Raw genomic sequence first — 15,100 nt, forward strand, 5'->3', positions numbered from 1 at the left:
TCGGGGGCAAAAAAACACAAGAAGAAAAGCGAGAATGGAACCTGAAACTGTGACCCACCTCACAGCCCTAAATCAGCCCATCTGCTACAGTTGACCTAACGGCAACCTTTGCAGGAGGCCCTTGTGTCTACATCGCTTGTTCCCCTTATCGCTTTTGGATCAGCAGGCCTTTATTCCGTTGCCATGATCGCGATGAAGTTCTGGTGGAAACTCCCCGGCGTGGGTCTTGGTCTACTGATCGTCGCGACCCTGCTGGCCGGGGCCACGCTGGAACTCGCCGCGCTGCGCGAGGAACGGCTGGGCATCATCTATACCGGCATTCTGGGGGCCGAGGTGGTTCTGATCGCCATCGCCTCATTCTTTCTGTTCGGCGAGAACTTCTCGTATCGCGAGGCGGCAGGTATCGGTCTGGTCATCCTCGGCACCGCGCTGGCCTGGGCCTGACGCAAACATTACCGGTTCATGAAGTTTCCCTTAGGTAAGTTGTAACCGGCGCACCTCCGCCCAATCTGTATGCCACAGCAAGGATGTTCGCTTTTGAACTCCAAAGGGTCGCTTTCAGGAGGAGATCCCCATGACCAGATATATGACCGCCGGAGCCGCCGCTCTGGCCACGTCCCTCGCCCTCGGAACCGCAGCACTGGCCGATACCACACCGGATCTGCGCGGCACGTGGTTGGGAAGTTATACGACCGTGCAGCCCAGCCATTATTACAAGGGGGATCAGCCCCGCTTTAATCAGGCCGAATGGATGCTCGACGTCCAGATGCAGGAAGACAATGTCTTCTGGGGCCCCAGCAAATGGCGCCGTGAGGGCGACACTGAATGGAATGAATACGAGGCCACCGGAACCATCAGCCTCGATGGGTCTGGCTCGATCGGCATCGTTGAAACTTCCCCGCTGGTGATTGGCGCCAATGCGTTGATCGATGCGCGGTACGAGGATGGCAAGATCTTTGCCGATTTCCGTAGCCTGCGGAACGGAACGACCTACAGCACCGTTCTGGAACGTCAGGTGAACTGAAGCGTTTCCGGCCCGATCGGATGTTAAAGGGGGTTAATGCCGCTGAGATTTGTGACTGCGGCAGGAGTAGTAGGTACCCCGGTCAGGTCGGAGCGCTTCTCATAAACAACAGTCTCCACAGGGAGGCGACGGGCCGGGCGGCGATCTCGCCGCCCGCGACAGGGTCCAGACCCCCGCGTTTGAGAATGCGGCGTTCCTCGGCTCGGGTCATCTGGATCTCGCGGACCTTCAGCGCGGCGTCGCGCGCGGTGAGGTAAGAACCGTCCGGCCCAGGTTCCATCCCCGGAATACCACGCCCCTTCGACCACCACCCGCGCAGCCCGCTGAGCGGGTGTTTGCGTCCGATGGTGTCATCATCCATTAACTCCCAAATCCGCTGCGCCTCGTTCATCGACACCAGTGCGGCGATCGGTTTGCCATAACGGGTCAGCACGATCACTTGCCGGGGGTCTTGCGACAAGGTGGCCAGTTCGCCCAAACGGGCGCGGGCTTGAGAAATGGTCAGGCGCATAGGCGAATCTCCGGTTGTACGATTCGAAAGATTGGGGGCTTGAGTGTTGTACAACTCGGACAATACCCCCCCTAATTCAGCGCACGGGACCTTCGCAGGTGCAGAAACCAAGCGAATTCTGGCCCGAGATCCATATTTGACTTTTTCCATCTCCAAGCCTGCGCGATGACGCGAATTCTCGGGTTATCCACATGGCTCTCCCGGCGGATATCAACAGCTTATCCCCGTCTAATTTTTATGCTGCAGTGCTATTTTCTTGCCGGATCATGACGCTGATGTAACAGTCTGGTTACTGCTTCTGATCTTCGGAACAGGGGCGGGACGCAAGGGCCAAGGGGGCCGCAGCAGCGAAGGCGGATTTTAGGATTTGTTTGTAGTTGCAATGGCTTACCGGTGGTGGAGCAGGTGGTCTGGGCTTCGGTTCGGGTTAAATGCTCAGCCTCTCAGAAGGTCCGCGCGGACTGCGACGCGACATAGCGCGTGTGGCAGTGGCCAAAGTCCCTTCGGGGGCCGAGGCAACTGGACCGGGAAGCCCCTCGGGCGGAACGGACCGGCAAGGCGTCAGGAGTGTCCGCAAGGATGCATGCAAAGACCGCGTCTGAGCACCTGACGCCTTTTCCTTTTTGAGAACCCAAGGTTCATACAGGCTACCACGCACCACCCTCCGGACCAGAACGGGGTTCTTTCGCTTGCGCAAAAGAACCCCGTCAAAGTGTCAGAAATGCAATGCCGCGTCTATGCACCTGTACCGGCACACTACTCGGGTTGGGTCGGTGTGGCAACTACATATTGCGTGTAAGCGTTGCCTGAACGCAACATCCCGTCACGATCAGATGTTTTCCTGAACGTCCTCGGCCGCGTTCTGGATGGCATCTCCGGCGTTTTCGATATCTTTGCCAGCGCCCTTTGCGGTTTCGCATGCGGTCAAGGTGAACAGGGCCAGGCCAATCAGAATTGCGCGGATCATCGGTTGCTCCATAAGTGCTTGTTTCGAATTGACTAGCAGCTTTCCCGGGCCATAGCTACAGGTTTTGCATGGCCGATTTCGAAGGGCTAAATACTAGGCTCAGGTCGCATCCTGAGCGCAAAACAGTTCGTACACCACTTCCAGTATTCGGGCTGGTCGATCATCTGCCAGCCGGTAATATATCGCCTTGCCTTCGCGACGAGGAACAACCAGCCCCTCAAGTCTGAGCCGCGACAGTTGCTGAGAAACGGCGGCTTGGCGGGCCGATAGCAATTGTTCCAGTTCAGTAACGGATTTCTCGCCCGAGACGAGGTGACACAGGATCATCAAACGCCCTTCGTGGCTTATGGCTTTCAGAAAGTTCGACGCGCGCGTTGCGTTTTCAACCATCCGGTCAAGGTCGCCGGGTGACATATCCTCGGTCATTTGCGGAAAAGCCATGATCGTATTCCCTCGTTAGTGCCGCCGAATCCCGACGCCTGACCGGCGCCGCATCCGCAGCGAGAACTCTTGGTACAATTTCCAGGCATGTATTTCCATATGCATGGATCAAAATAGCGTGATGTAACCAGCACGTTTCCGCGCAATCCGTCAACCGACCTGTAGCGGCGTGTGCATTCGGGTTGTGCAGGTAGACGGAATTCGTGGGAACGTTCGGCCCCCCTTGCAGCCCCCCTGTGGCGGCACTAAGACTCGGGTAACTACTCTTCGGGTAATGTCCCGATCCATCGCAAAACAGGCAGGTTCCGAATGTTCGATCCAGTTGATACATATATGAACACACTCGTCCCCATGGTCGTCGAGCAGACCAGCCGGGGCGAGCGCGCATACGACATCTTCTCGCGCCTTCTGAAAGAGCGGATCATTTTCATCAACGGCCCCATCCATGACGGTATGAGCCATTTGGTGGTCGCTCAGCTGCTGCACCTTGAGGCGGAAAATCCGAACAAGGAAATCTCGATCTACATCAACTCTCCCGGTGGCGTGGTCACCAGTGGTTTGTCGATTTACGACACAATGCAGTATATCAAGCCGAAATGTTCCACATTGGTGATCGGTCAGGCGGCGTCGATGGGTTCGGTTCTGCTGGCCGGGGGCGAGAAGGGAATGCGCTTTTCGCTGCCTAACAGCCGGATCATGGTGCACCAGCCCAGCGGCGGTTATCAGGGCCAGGCGAGCGACATCATGATCCACGCGGCCGAGACGCAAAAGCTGAAAGATCGCCTGTATGACATCTATGTGCGCCATACCGGGCAGACCAAAAAGGCGGTTGAAAAGGCGCTGGATCGTGACAATTTCATGAGCCCGGAAGAGGCCAAGGATTGGGGCCATATCGACGAGATCGTCGAGAACCGCGCCAAGATGGATGGTGACGAGGCCTAGGTTCAAATCCGCGCGCGTCCGGCGTGAGGGATGATTTTGAGATTGTAGCTGCCAGAACGCTGGCCTAAGCTGCAGGCATATACGGCAAGCGCGGCCCTTGAGAGGGGCCGCTGAGACGGAGCCCGAGGGGTAAAGCATGGCGACGAATTCAGGCGGTGACGGCAAGAACACGCTCTATTGCAGCTTTTGCGGCAAAAGCCAGCATGAGGTGCGTAAGCTGATCGCAGGCCCGACCGTGTTCATCTGCGATGAGTGTGTCGAGCTGTGCATGGATATCATTCGCGAGGAAACCAAGGCCAGCGGTCTGAAATCCTCGGACGGTGTGCCAACGCCCAAGGATATCTGCGAAGTGCTGGATGATTATGTGATCGGTCAGGCCACCGCCAAGCGGGTGCTGTCGGTTGCGGTACATAACCACTACAAGCGTCTCAATCATGCCCAGAAAGCGGGCAGCGATATAGAACTGGCAAAATCCAACATCTTGCTGATTGGCCCCACCGGCTGCGGCAAAACCCTGCTGGCGCAAACGCTGGCGCGGATTCTGGACGTGCCGTTTACGATGGCGGACGCGACCACGCTTACCGAAGCCGGTTATGTGGGTGAAGATGTTGAAAACATCATCCTCAAACTGCTGCAGGCCAGCGAATACAATGTCGAACGCGCACAGCGCGGCATCGTCTATATTGACGAGGTCGATAAGATCACCCGCAAGTCTGAAAACCCTTCGATCACCCGCGATGTATCGGGCGAGGGCGTTCAGCAGGCCCTGCTGAAACTGATGGAAGGCACCGTGGCCAGCGTTCCGCCGCAGGGTGGGCGCAAACATCCGCAGCAGGAATTCCTGCAGGTGGATACCACGAACATCCTGTTCATCTGTGGCGGTGCATTCGCCGGACTAGACAAGATCATTGCACAGCGTGGCAAAGGCTCGGCCATGGGCTTTGGTGCCGACGTGCGTGACAATGACGAGCGCGGCGTGGGCGAGATCTTCAAGGATCTGGAACCCGAAGACCTGCTGAAATTTGGCCTGATCCCCGAATTCGTCGGCCGACTGCCGGTTCTGGCGACGCTGGAAGATCTGGACGAAGACGCTTTGGTCACCATCCTGACCAGCCCGAAGAACGCTCTGGTCAAGCAATACCAGCGGTTGTTTGAGTTGGAAGATGCGGAACTGGCCTTTACCGATGATGCGCTGAAGGCGATCGCCAAGAAAGCGATCGAGCGTAAAACCGGTGCACGTGGTCTGCGTTCTATCCTGGAAGACATCCTGCTGGATACAATGTTCGAACTGCCGGGCATGAAGAACGTGACCGAAGTTGTGGTCAACGAAGAGGCTGTGACGTCGGACTCTCAGCCTTTGATCATCTACGCAGACGCGGCGGAATCGGCTTCGGCGGGTTGAACCGCATAGATTAATGCACACACGGCGCGGCAATGTCCGCGCCGTTTTCGTTTGAGGACACGATGACAGTAAGACGTATCTCTTCGGGTGGTGAGTTTGAAGCCAAGGTTGGCTATTGCCGCGCGGTTGTCGCGGGTGGTTGGGTTCATGTTGCGGGAACCGTTGGGCAAGGTGAAACGGTCGTGGAGCAATGCCGCTCGGCGCTGTCTATCATCGAAAACGCGCTGGCCGAGGCGGGTGCTTCATTCTCTGATGTCGTGCGCATCACTTATATGCTGCCGGATCGAACCGAATTTGAACCTTGCTGGCCCATTCTGGCCGAAACCTTTGGTGCGAACCCTCCTGCAGCGACGATGATCGAATGCGGATTGATCGATCCGAAATACCGGATTGAAATTGAAGTCACCGCTATCCTGCCGGAATGACGCAGGTAGCGCTGGCAGTACTGGACCTTAGCGTGCCTTTGGTCCATATCTTCGGTGACAGAAATGCCGGAGGCAGCCGATGGGAATCCTGAACAGTCTTTTGCGGGCCGTGACCTGGTGGAACGGGGCCACCCTGAACACGCAGTTCTACACTGCGCGCAAGGGGATCAAGGTCGGTGAGGACGACGAGGGCAACGTGTTCTATCGCAATGCCGACGACAGCAAGCGCTGGGTGATTTTCAATGGCGAAGCCGAGGCCAGCCGGATCGATCCCGATTGGCATGGCTGGCTGCACCGCACATGGGATGAACCGCCTACCGATAAACCTCTGGCGCACAAGTCCTGGGAAAAACCGCATCAGGAGAATCTGACCGGCACCGCGCTGGCCTATGCACCTGCCGGTTCTCTGCGTCGTGCCGATCCGGTTGAACGTAGCGATTACGAGGCGTGGAGCCCGGAATAAGCGAGGCCTGATGTCTACTCATACGAAGACCGAAGTTATCGTCGGCGGTGCCGTGCTGGCCTGCGCCATTGCGTTCGGTGTCTACGCCAGCCAATCCACAGGCCTGTCTCAATCCGGCGCAGGATACGAGCTGGGCGCGTCTTTCCGCTCGCTCGAAGGTGTGGGCGTTGGCACGGATGTACGCCTTGCCGGGGTCAAGATTGGGACGGTGACCGGCGTTACGCTAAACTCTGATACGTACCGCGCGGACACCCGATTTTCCGTGGCAGATGGTATTCTTATTCCAGACGATAGCGCCGCTGTGATTTCTTCCGAAGGCTTGCTGGGTGGCAACTTTGTTGAGGTTATGCCGGGCGGTTCCCCGTTCTATTTTGAGGCGGGTGATGAGATTACCGATACGCAAGGCGCGGTCAGCCTGATCTCGTTGCTGGTCAAATTCGTGGCCGGGGACGGAAGCGAATGATCCGCCCTGCACTGGTGGCTCTGATAGTCACCGCAACCGGAGCTGCTGCGCAGCAAAAGGTCGAATCCGGCCCTGGCGCAATGTTGCGCGGGTTGGACAAGGTCAGCGGGCAGACGGTGGACATCGAAATGCAGAACGGCGAGACCACGTCGGTCTTTGGTCTGGATGTCGCGCTGGGTGATTGTCGCTATCCAGCCGACAACCCGACAGGTGACGCCTTTGCCTATCTGACCATCTGGGAACAGGGTAAGGCGCAGCAGCTGTTTGATGGCTGGATGATTGCGACCTCACCCGCGCTGAACGCGTTGGATCACGCCCGCTACGATGTCTGGGTGATACGTTGTATCACACCCTGAGGGGTCTGCTGCAGATCAGCGGTGAAATCTGCTTTCAGGTCAAGCGCTTGTTTCAATTCGCTATGATAAACCGCACGCGGGATCTCGATCGCGCCCAACGAGGCCAGATGCGCCGTCAGAAACTGCGTATCGAACAGCGTGAACCCGGTTTGGCGCAGTCGATCCACCAGATAGGCAAGTGCAATCTTCGATGCGTCCGTGCGACGCGAGAACATGCTTTCGCCAAAAAAGGCCGCGCCGAGGACTACGCCGTAAACGCCGCCAATCAGTGAAGCGCCGTCCCAGACTTCGAGGGAATGCGCGCGGCCGGTCCGGTGTAGTTCCTGATACAGATGGCGCAGTTCGGGATTGATCCAGGTATCCGATCGGTCGGCGCAGCCATCCACGACGCCCGCAAAATCGCGATTGATGCTTACCGAAAACCCACAGGTCCGGATACGCCGCGCTAGGCTGCGGGAGATGTGGAACCCATCCAGAGGGAACACGCCGCGAAACTTCGGGTCGACCCAGAACAACTCGGGGTCGTCGCGATGCTCAGCCATCGGAAAAATGCCGATGGAATAGCCATGGAGCAGAAGTTCAGGGGAAAGGCTCATGCCGGGTGCCTCGGGGCCGAAGGGGGGTTGTCCTTCGGCCCTTTGGTCAGATTAGGCCATGTTCTCCGCAAGCCAGTGCTCCAGCCAGTGGATGTTGTACTCGCCGCTGTGCAGGTCAGGTTCCTGCAGCAGCGCGTGGAACAGCGGCACGGTGGTGTCGATACCGTCGACGATCAACTCGCCCAAAGCACGTTCCAGACGGGCCAAAGCTTCAGCCCGGTCACGGCCCTGAACGATCAGTTTGGCGATCAACGAGTCGTAATATGGCGGGATCGAATAGCCGTCATAGAGCGCGGAATCCATCCGCACGCCCAGACCACCTGGCGCGTGATAGGCCGTAATCTTGCCCGGGCAGGGCGAGAAGTTCGGCAGTTTTTCCGCGTTGATGCGAACCTCGATGGCGTGGCCATTGATCTCAAGATCGTCCTGACCGAACGACATGTCCTCACCAGCGGCGACGCGGATTTGTTCGCGCACCAGATCGACGCCGAAGATGCCTTCGGTCACGGGGTGTTCCACCTGTAGACGCGTGTTCATCTCGATGAAGTAGAACTCGCCATTTTCATAGAGGAACTCGATGGTGCCTGCGCCGATATAGTTGATCTTGGCGACCGCATCGGCACAGATCTTACCGATCTTGGCGCGTTCTTCCGGCGTGATACTGGGGCCGGGGGCTTCTTCGAACACCTTCTGGTGGCGGCGCTGCAGCGAACAGTCGCGTTCGCCCAAATGCACTGCCTTTCCCTTGCCATCGCCGAAGACCTGAATCTCGATATGGCGCGGGGTTGTCAGATATTTCTCGATATAGACCTCGTCATTGCCAAAGGCGGCCTTGCCCTCGGCGCGTGCGGTCATGAAGGCGCTTTCCATCTCATCGGCGTTTTGTGCCACCTTCATGCCGCGACCGCCGCCACCGGCGGTTGCCTTGATGATGACGGGATAGCCGAACTCTTCACCAATGCGCTTGGCGTCGGCCAGCGTTGGCACACCGCCGTCAGAACCCGGAACGCAAGGTACACCCAGTTCCTTCATCGTGTCCTTGGCGGTGATCTTGTCACCCATGACACGAATATGTTCGGCGGTGGGTCCGATGAAGGTAATGCCGTGATCTTCGACGATCTGCACGAACTCGGCATTCTCGGACAGGAAGCCATAGCCGGGATGGATCGCCTGCGCGCCGGTGATTTCACAGGCCGAGATGATCGCGGGCACGGACAGATAGCTTTGCGGGCTGGGCGGGGGGCCGATGCAGACCGATTCGTCCGCCATGCGCACATGCATCGCATCGCTGTCGGCGGTGGAGTGCACGGCAACCGTCTTGATCCCCATCTCGCGCGCAGCACGGATCACACGCAGGGCGATCTCGCCTCGGTTGGCAATCAGGATTTTGTCGAACATGGGCCCGCCTTACTCAACGATGACCAGAGGCGTGCCGAATTCCACAGCATCACCATCGCCGACTAGAATGCGTTTGATGGTGCCCGACTTGGGTGCGTGGATGTGGTTCATTGTCTTCATGGCTTCGACAATCAATAGCGTGTCACCTTCCGAGACCGATGCACCGACCGAGATAAACGCAGGCGCGCCCGGTTCCGGTTGCATGTAAACCGTGCCTACCATGGGCGAGGTCACAGCGCCTGGATGGCTGGCGGGATCATCCACGGCAGCGGGCGCTTCGGCAGCGGCCGGCGCGGCAGCAGGTGCGGCAACCGGTGCAGCCGCAGGAACCGCAACCTGAACCGGAGCGGCCACGGTCTGCGACATGCGGCTGACACGGACATTCAGGCTGTCTTCCTCGCCATATTCGCGCTTGACCTGCAATTCGGTCAGGTCATTCTCGCGCAGCAGTTCGGCCAGTGCCTTGATAAACGCGACATCCGCTTCGTGTTTGGTATCTGTCATGAGTGTCCTCGAAGGTTCCCCTATGCCCGTCTGTTTGCTGCGGGCTTGGTTTGATTACGCAGGGTTATAAGCCATGCAGACGGCCATGAAAAGCGCCGTCTAAGCCTGCCAAATGGGGGTTTTTGCGCGAATTACGAGGGCTGTCGCGATTACAGCGGCGTTCCTGACAATTTTGCGACCAGTTCTGGTAGCTTGCGGGCTCCGTATTTTTCCAAAAGGCGGGCGCGATAGGCCTCGATCGTGCGGTAACTTAGCCCAAGTTCAACGCCAATTTCCTTTGCGGATAAACCCCGGCATGACAGGATGGCCACTTCGCGTTCGCGGGTTGTCAATTGCACCAAGGGGCGCTCTTCCGAGATGTCCGAAAAGCTCCATATCCCGTGCCGGAACGGATCGTCTGGCGTCAGCGAACGCCCCCGCGCGCGGCACCAGAACAGGTCACCGTCGCGTCGCCGCATCACCCGTTCGTCTGTGTAATAGCCTGTATCGCGCATCACCTGCAGACTACGCGCGCCGATCCGTTCCCAATCGGCGACCGAAGGATAAAGATGCAGCAGGGGCATGTTGCGATAGTCAACCTCATTCCCGCCAAAGGTCCGCGCAAATTGCAGATTGCACCGTCGGATGATCCGGTTCTCAAGCTCAACAAGGCCGATGGGGGCGTATTCAAAGGCGGGATCGCTCATGTTCTTATGGTGACGGGTATTGCGTCGAAAGAGAAGGGTGGGCGGCAGGAAAGGGTGGGTTTCTTTCTCTGGCCGTTGTCAAAGTTGTAAATCTTCTTTGAAAATTAGTCGGCAACAGATAATAATTACTTAGTTAATCTGAAAATGCAGCCGCAGTAGCCAAGGACATAAACGCCATGCGCGACACGCTGACCGGCAGCCGGATACGCGAAAGACGGCAAATCTCTGGGCTGCGACAGGCGGAACTGGCGCGGCAGGTGGGGATTTCGGCATCGTATCTGAACCTGATCGAGCACAACCGCCGCCGCATTGGGGGCAAACTGCTTGTCGATATCGCGGCGGCTTTGTCCGTCGAGCCGTCGCTGCTGACTCAAGGGATCGAAGAGACGCTCATCGCCGCTCTGCGCGAGGCCGCGGCGGATGCAGTCGGCCAAAAGGCCGAGGTGGACGGGCTGGAAGAATTCGCCGGCCGCTTTCCCGGTTGGTCGGGTGTTCTGGCGCAGATGCATCGCCGCGTAGTGTCGCTGGAGCGCACTGTCGAAGTTCTTTCCGACCGACTGACCCATGACCCGCATCTGGCGGCCTCAATGCACGAGGTGCTGTCGACCGCCGCCGCCATCCGCTCAACAGCTGCAATCTTGGCTGAACCGGGAGAGATCGAACCGGAATGGCGCGACCGGTTCCATCGCAACTTGCATCAGGATGCCGAACGACTGGCCGAAAGCTCCAAAGCGCTGGTGACCTATCTGGATGACAGTGACGGGCAGCGCGATCTGCGCGGTATCCCACTGGACGCGGTCGAGGCGTTTTTTGCCGAGCAAGGATATCATTTCCCGGAACTCGAAGCCGGCGGGCAATTGACCGAAGTGCCGCTGGATGGGCTCGATTCCGCTGCAGCCAACACTGTGGCCTCGGGGTTGCTGGACCTTTATGCCGCCGACGCGCGCGCTATGCCGCTGGATCAGGTGTGTGCCGCGCTGGATGCAGCAAACCCCGATCCTCTGGCGTTGGCGACGGTGTTTTCAGTGGACCTTGCTACGGTGCTGCGACGGTTGGCCTTTCTGCCTGAAGGCACGCTGGCGCGTCCGGCTGGCTTGGTGATTTGCGACGCCTCCGGCAGCGTTCTGTTTTTTAAACCCGCGCCGGGGTTTGCCCTGCCGCGCCATGGCGAGGCCTGTCCGCTCTGGCCCTTGTTCACCGCCTTGAATCGGCCCTTGGTCCCGATCCGGAAACGGGTCGTTCAGCTTGGTCGAACCGCTGCTGAGTTTGAGTGTTTTGCAATCGCAACCCCTCAGCCAGCTAAGGAATTCGGGGCCGAGCCGGTCTATCGTTCGGTCATGCTGGTGCTGCCGGTCGAAGACACGGTGCAGCCTGCGGAAAACGCGGCGCAAGCCGGAGCCAGTTGTCGGATATGCCCGAAACGCGAATGCAGCGCGCGGCGCGAGCCATCGATCCTGAGCGAAGGGTTTTGACAGTTTCGTGACACAGCGCTTAATCTGGGCTGGACGGGTGGCCGGACGTGCAATCCGTCATGGGGAGGATATGCAAATATGAGCCGCAAGGTTCTGTTGATCGAGGATGAGCCCAACATCACCGAGGCGATCCGGTTTCTGCTGACACGCGAGGGGTGGCAGGTTGAAACCCATGCCGAGGGAACGGATGCGGTGCAGGTGATTCTGTCCGCGCGGCCCAATCTGGTGATTCTGGATGTGATGTTGCCGGGAAAAAGCGGGATGGATGTGCTGCGTGATCTGCGCGAACATGATGATATGAAGGCGTTGCCGGTTTTGATGCTGACCGCGCGCGGGCAATCCCGCGATCGTGAAATGGCCGAGCAGGCAGGGGTCAGCCGATTCATGACCAAGCCGTTTTCGAACACCGAAGTCCTGACAGCGGTGCGCGACCTGCATGCGCAGGCGTCTCAGTTATGAGCTCCGCGGGCGACGGCAAAGATCGGCCCTCGCCAGTTCGTCCGTCCCTGTTTCTGGAACGGCAAAGCTATCGTCGGCGCAGGCTGGCGGATGCAGCGCGGCTGCTGCCGTTTCTAGGTGCCGCAATGCTCGCGCTGCCGCTTCTATGGCCGGATGATAGCGCAGGCGCCGAGGCTCTGTCGCTGTCGACGGCCATGTTCTACATCTTTGCGTGCTGGGGTGTTCTGATCCTGATCAGCGTGATCTTCGGCTTCGTCGCCAAACGCATGACCGCGCGCGAGACTGCCGAGCCCGAGGCCGAGACATGGCAACCCTGAATGTCCTGATTCTGGTCTGTCTGGGCTATGTGGTTCTTCTGTTCGGCGTCGCCTTCGCAGCGGACCGGCTGGCTGCGCGTGGCGGCGGGAAATGGTTGCGTTCCCCGCTGATCTACACCCTGTCACTGTCGATCTATTGCACTGCATGGACGTTTTATGGCGCGGTTGGCAACGCCGCGCGTTCTGGGCTTGAATTCGTAACCATCTATCTGGGTCCTACACTGGTGATGATCAGCTGGTGGTGGGGCCTGCGCAAACTCGTGCGCATCGGACGCAGCCAGCGCGTGACGTCGATCGCTGACCTGATCTCGTCACGATACGGCAAGTCCAACACACTGGCGGTCTGCGTGACCATTCTGGCGGTGTTGGGCGGCACGCCTTATATCGCGCTGCAATTGCAGTCGATCACACTGTCCTTTTCGATCTTTGCCGAGGCCGATCCCTCAGGTCTCTATCGCGAAGGCTCCAGTGTGTTCTGGGTCGCGGCGGGCTTGGCCGTCTTTGCGATCCTCTTCGGGACGCGCAATCTGGATGCCAATGAGCGCCACCACGGCGTTGTTACCGCTATTGCGTTGGAATCTGTGGTGAAACTCTTCGCCCTTCTGGCCGTTGGCATCTTTGTTGTCTGGGGCGTCGCTGGCGGCTTGGGGCCGATGATGGATCAGATCGATGCCTCGGAAATTGGCCAATGGCATGTGGATGCTGGGCGCTGGACCACTTTCATTTTCCTTTCGGCAGCGGCCTTTGTCTGCCTGCCACGGATGTTTCAGGTCATGGTGGTCGAGAACGACGATGAGAGCCACCTGCGCACCGCCGCCTGGGCCTTTCCGCTCTACCTGCTGCTGATGAGCTTGTTTGTCGTGCCCATCGCCGTCGTTGGGTTGGACCTGATGCCCGAAGGCTCGAACCCCGACCTGTTTGTGCTGACCGTGCCGCTGTCGCAGGGTAATGACTGGTTGGCGATGCTGTCGTTCATCGGCGGGTTTTCCTCGGCCACATCAATGGTGATCGTTACCGCGATGGCGCTGTCAACCATGGTCTCGAACCATGTGGTCATGCCGATCTGGCTGAATACGCAGGAAGGCACCGCGTCGGTCTCTGGTGATGTGCGAACAGTCGTGCTGATGGCGCGGCGCGTCTCGATCGCGGCGATCATGGCGTTGGGCTATTTCTACTTCCAGCTTTCGGGGGGCGGGGCTGCCCTGACCTCGATCGGGCTGGTGGCCTTTGCCGGGATTTCCCAGATTCTGCCCGCACTGGTGGGCGGCCTGTTCTGGCGCGGCGCGACCCGAACTGGGGCGTTGGTCGGGCTCAGCGTCGGGTTCTTTCTCTGGATTTACACACTGCTGCTGCCTGGCATGGGTGGCGGCATTGTCCCGGCATCAGTGATTGAAAACGGACCCTTCGGCTGGGGCTGGCTGCGCCCGCAGGCGTTGTTCGGGATCGAAGGGATCGACCCGATGGTGCATACGGTCATGTGGTCGCTGTCGCTGAATACAATCGCCTTCTGTGTCGCCTCGATGCTCAGCTTCCCCAGCCCGCTGGAACGCCTTCAGGGTGCGCAATTCGTAAATGTATTTGACCATTCGGTTTCAGCCCGTGGCTGGACCGGTTCGGTTGCGCAAAGCGAAGACCTGATGATCATGACCCAGCGGATTCTGGGCACTATTCCCGCGCAAGAGTTCTTTCAAGCCGAAGCCGAGCGCCAGAATGGTCGCCCCGGACGACTGCCCGAGCCCACGCCGCAGTTTCTGGAACGGCTGGAACGCGAACTCAGCGGCTCGGTCGGGGCCGCAACCGCGCATGCGATGATCGGTCAGATCGTTGGCGGGGCGTCTGTGTCTGTCGAAGACCTGTTGGCCGTTGCCGACGAGTCCGCGCAGATGTTGGAATATTCCAGCCAGCTTGAGGCGAAATCGACTGAGCTCAGCCGCACAGCGCGGCAATTGCGCGAGGCGAATGCCAAGCTTACGCAAGTCTCGAAACAGAAAGACGCGTTTCTTAGCCAGGTCAGCCACGAATTGCGCACGCCCATGACCTCGATTCGGGCGTTTTCTGAAATTATGCGCGACACCGATGGCCTCAGTGCCGAGGAACAAATCCGTTATGCTGCGATCATACATGATGAATCGCTGCGTCTGACCCGGCTACTAGATGATCTGCTCGACCTTAGCGTGCTGGAAAGCGGCCAGGTTAGCCTGAACATGGGCGAAGCCACCCTAAGCGAAGTTCTGGACCGCGCCGTTTCAAGCGCGCTGGCGGGCAGTGATCGTAAGATTGGCGTGCGGCGGGTGCGCGCAAGCGAACGTATCCCGCTGCACACGGATCTCGACCGGCTGGGACAGGTGTTCATCAACCTGATTTCCAACGCCCAGAAATATTGCGACGCCATTGAACCGGTACTGACCATCTCGGCCCATGATGTCGGCGGGCAGGTGGTAATCGATTTCATCGACAACGGCGGTGGTATCCCGGCCGAGGCGCAATCGATGGTATTCGAGAAATTTGCCCGCGTCGGCTCGGACAAGGCAGGCGGGGCAGGGTTGGGGCTGGCGATCTGCCGAGAGATTATGCAGCGCCTGGGCGGCGAAGTTGCCTATCTGCCGGGGCAGGGAGGGGCGGCCTTCCGCGTCAGCCTTCCGCTGGCTTTTCGTCAGGCCGCGCAATGAGGGCG

The 15,100-nt window shown here is 58.9% G+C and carries 19 protein-coding genes; 12 read left to right on the top strand and 7 right to left on the bottom strand.

What is annotated here, in order from left to right:
- Nucleotides 1-123: 123 nt before the first annotated feature.
- Nucleotides 124-444 carry a hypothetical protein gene (locus tag ACR0MP_RS01280; RefSeq protein ID WP_170397195.1) on the top strand — a complete coding sequence of 107 codons (321 nt, stop codon included), beginning with the start codon at nt 124-126 and terminating at the stop codon, nt 442-444.
- 130 nt (nt 445-574) lie between these two features.
- Nucleotides 575-1,024: a hypothetical protein gene (locus ACR0MP_RS01285; RefSeq protein ID WP_170404170.1), complete on the top strand. Its 450-nt coding sequence runs from the start codon at nt 575-577 to the stop codon at nt 1,022-1,024.
- An 82-nt stretch (nt 1,025-1,106) separates the two neighbouring features.
- Here ACR0MP_RS01285 and ACR0MP_RS01290 read toward each other — a convergent pair whose 3' ends face one another.
- From ACR0MP_RS01290 to ACR0MP_RS01300, 3 genes are all read right to left on the bottom strand, one after another.
- Nucleotides 1,107-1,535: a type II toxin-antitoxin system Phd/YefM family antitoxin gene (locus tag ACR0MP_RS01290; protein WP_170511299.1), complete on the bottom strand. Its 429-nt coding sequence runs from the start codon at nt 1,533-1,535 to the stop codon at nt 1,107-1,109.
- An 829-nt stretch (nt 1,536-2,364) separates the two neighbouring features.
- Nucleotides 2,365-2,502: an entericidin A/B family lipoprotein gene (locus tag ACR0MP_RS01295; RefSeq protein WP_010443271.1), complete on the bottom strand. Its 138-nt coding sequence runs from the start codon at nt 2,500-2,502 to the stop codon at nt 2,365-2,367.
- Between the two features lie 99 nt (nt 2,503-2,601).
- Nucleotides 2,602-2,943, bottom strand: coding sequence for an ArsR/SmtB family transcription factor (locus ACR0MP_RS01300; RefSeq protein WP_170397190.1), 342 nt, complete (start codon nt 2,941-2,943; stop codon nt 2,602-2,604).
- Between the two features lie 309 nt (nt 2,944-3,252).
- Between ACR0MP_RS01300 and ACR0MP_RS01305 the strand changes: the two genes are divergently transcribed.
- The 6 genes from ACR0MP_RS01305 (at nt 3,253) to ACR0MP_RS01330 (ending at nt 6,994) form a co-directional block, all read left to right on the top strand.
- Nucleotides 3,253-3,885 (top strand): ATP-dependent Clp protease proteolytic subunit, encoded by a 633-nt coding sequence (locus ACR0MP_RS01305; protein WP_039970058.1) that lies wholly within the window; start codon nt 3,253-3,255, stop codon nt 3,883-3,885.
- 136 nt (nt 3,886-4,021) lie between these two features.
- A complete protein-coding gene (clpX, locus tag ACR0MP_RS01310; RefSeq protein ID WP_170397188.1) occupies nt 4,022-5,287 on the top strand; it encodes an ATP-dependent Clp protease ATP-binding subunit ClpX in 1,266 nt (421 codons plus the stop codon).
- A gap of 62 nt (nt 5,288-5,349) precedes the next feature.
- On the top strand, nt 5,350-5,712 hold the full coding sequence (locus ACR0MP_RS01315) for a RidA family protein (protein ID WP_170397754.1): 363 nt from the start codon (nt 5,350-5,352) through the stop codon (nt 5,710-5,712).
- Nucleotides 5,713-5,791: 79 nt separating this feature from the next.
- On the top strand, nt 5,792-6,175 hold the full coding sequence (locus tag ACR0MP_RS01320) for an NADH:ubiquinone oxidoreductase subunit NDUFA12 (RefSeq protein ID WP_010443266.1): 384 nt from the start codon (nt 5,792-5,794) through the stop codon (nt 6,173-6,175).
- A 10-nt stretch (nt 6,176-6,185) separates the two neighbouring features.
- Entirely contained in the window at nt 6,186-6,638 is a 453-nt protein-coding gene (mlaD, locus tag ACR0MP_RS01325) for an outer membrane lipid asymmetry maintenance protein MlaD (RefSeq protein ID WP_170397186.1), read from the top strand.
- Nucleotides 6,635-6,994 carry a DUF2155 domain-containing protein gene (locus ACR0MP_RS01330; RefSeq protein WP_170404162.1) on the top strand — a complete coding sequence of 120 codons (360 nt, stop codon included), beginning with the start codon at nt 6,635-6,637 and terminating at the stop codon, nt 6,992-6,994. The genes mlaD and ACR0MP_RS01330 overlap by 4 nt, the downstream gene beginning before the upstream one ends.
- Here ACR0MP_RS01330 and aat read toward each other — a convergent pair.
- From aat to ACR0MP_RS01350, 4 genes are all read right to left on the bottom strand, one after another.
- Nucleotides 6,958-7,590: a leucyl/phenylalanyl-tRNA--protein transferase gene (gene aat / locus ACR0MP_RS01335; protein ID WP_170404159.1), complete on the bottom strand. Its 633-nt coding sequence runs from the start codon at nt 7,588-7,590 to the stop codon at nt 6,958-6,960. The two genes, ACR0MP_RS01330 and aat, sit on opposite strands and share 37 nt — an antisense overlap.
- 51 nt (nt 7,591-7,641) lie before the next feature.
- Entirely contained in the window at nt 7,642-8,988 is a 1,347-nt protein-coding gene (gene accC / locus ACR0MP_RS01340) for an acetyl-CoA carboxylase biotin carboxylase subunit (protein ID WP_170397180.1), read from the bottom strand.
- A 9-nt stretch (nt 8,989-8,997) separates the two neighbouring features.
- The gene (accB, locus tag ACR0MP_RS01345; protein ID WP_170397178.1) at nt 8,998-9,492 is read right to left on the bottom strand and encodes an acetyl-CoA carboxylase biotin carboxyl carrier protein; all 495 of its coding nucleotides are present in this window, start codon (nt 9,490-9,492) and stop codon (nt 8,998-9,000) included.
- Between the two features lie 149 nt (nt 9,493-9,641).
- Nucleotides 9,642-10,178, bottom strand: a complete 537-nt coding sequence (locus ACR0MP_RS01350) for a helix-turn-helix transcriptional regulator (RefSeq protein ID WP_480705498.1) — start codon at nt 10,176-10,178, stop codon at nt 9,642-9,644.
- A gap of 176 nt (nt 10,179-10,354) precedes the next feature.
- On the opposite strand from ACR0MP_RS01350, the gene ACR0MP_RS01355 reads away from it, so the two are divergent.
- The 4 genes from ACR0MP_RS01355 (at nt 10,355) to ACR0MP_RS01370 (ending at nt 15,095) form a co-directional block, all read left to right on the top strand.
- Nucleotides 10,355-11,650, top strand: coding sequence for a helix-turn-helix transcriptional regulator (locus tag ACR0MP_RS01355; protein WP_170397174.1), 1,296 nt, complete (start codon nt 10,355-10,357; stop codon nt 11,648-11,650).
- A gap of 78 nt (nt 11,651-11,728) precedes the next feature.
- Nucleotides 11,729-12,109 (top strand): response regulator transcription factor, encoded by a 381-nt coding sequence (locus ACR0MP_RS01360; RefSeq protein ID WP_170397172.1) that lies wholly within the window; start codon nt 11,729-11,731, stop codon nt 12,107-12,109.
- Nucleotides 12,106-12,426, top strand: a complete 321-nt coding sequence (locus tag ACR0MP_RS01365; protein ID WP_170397170.1) for a hypothetical protein — start codon at nt 12,106-12,108, stop codon at nt 12,424-12,426. Before ACR0MP_RS01360 ends, ACR0MP_RS01365 begins: the two co-directional genes overlap by 4 nt.
- Nucleotides 12,414-15,095 (top strand): ATP-binding protein, encoded by a 2,682-nt coding sequence (locus ACR0MP_RS01370; protein ID WP_170397168.1) that lies wholly within the window; start codon nt 12,414-12,416, stop codon nt 15,093-15,095. The genes ACR0MP_RS01365 and ACR0MP_RS01370 overlap by 13 nt, the downstream gene beginning before the upstream one ends.
- Nucleotides 15,096-15,100 lie beyond the last annotated feature (5 nt).

It is taken from the genome of Ruegeria sp. K3, from assembly GCF_056531845.1.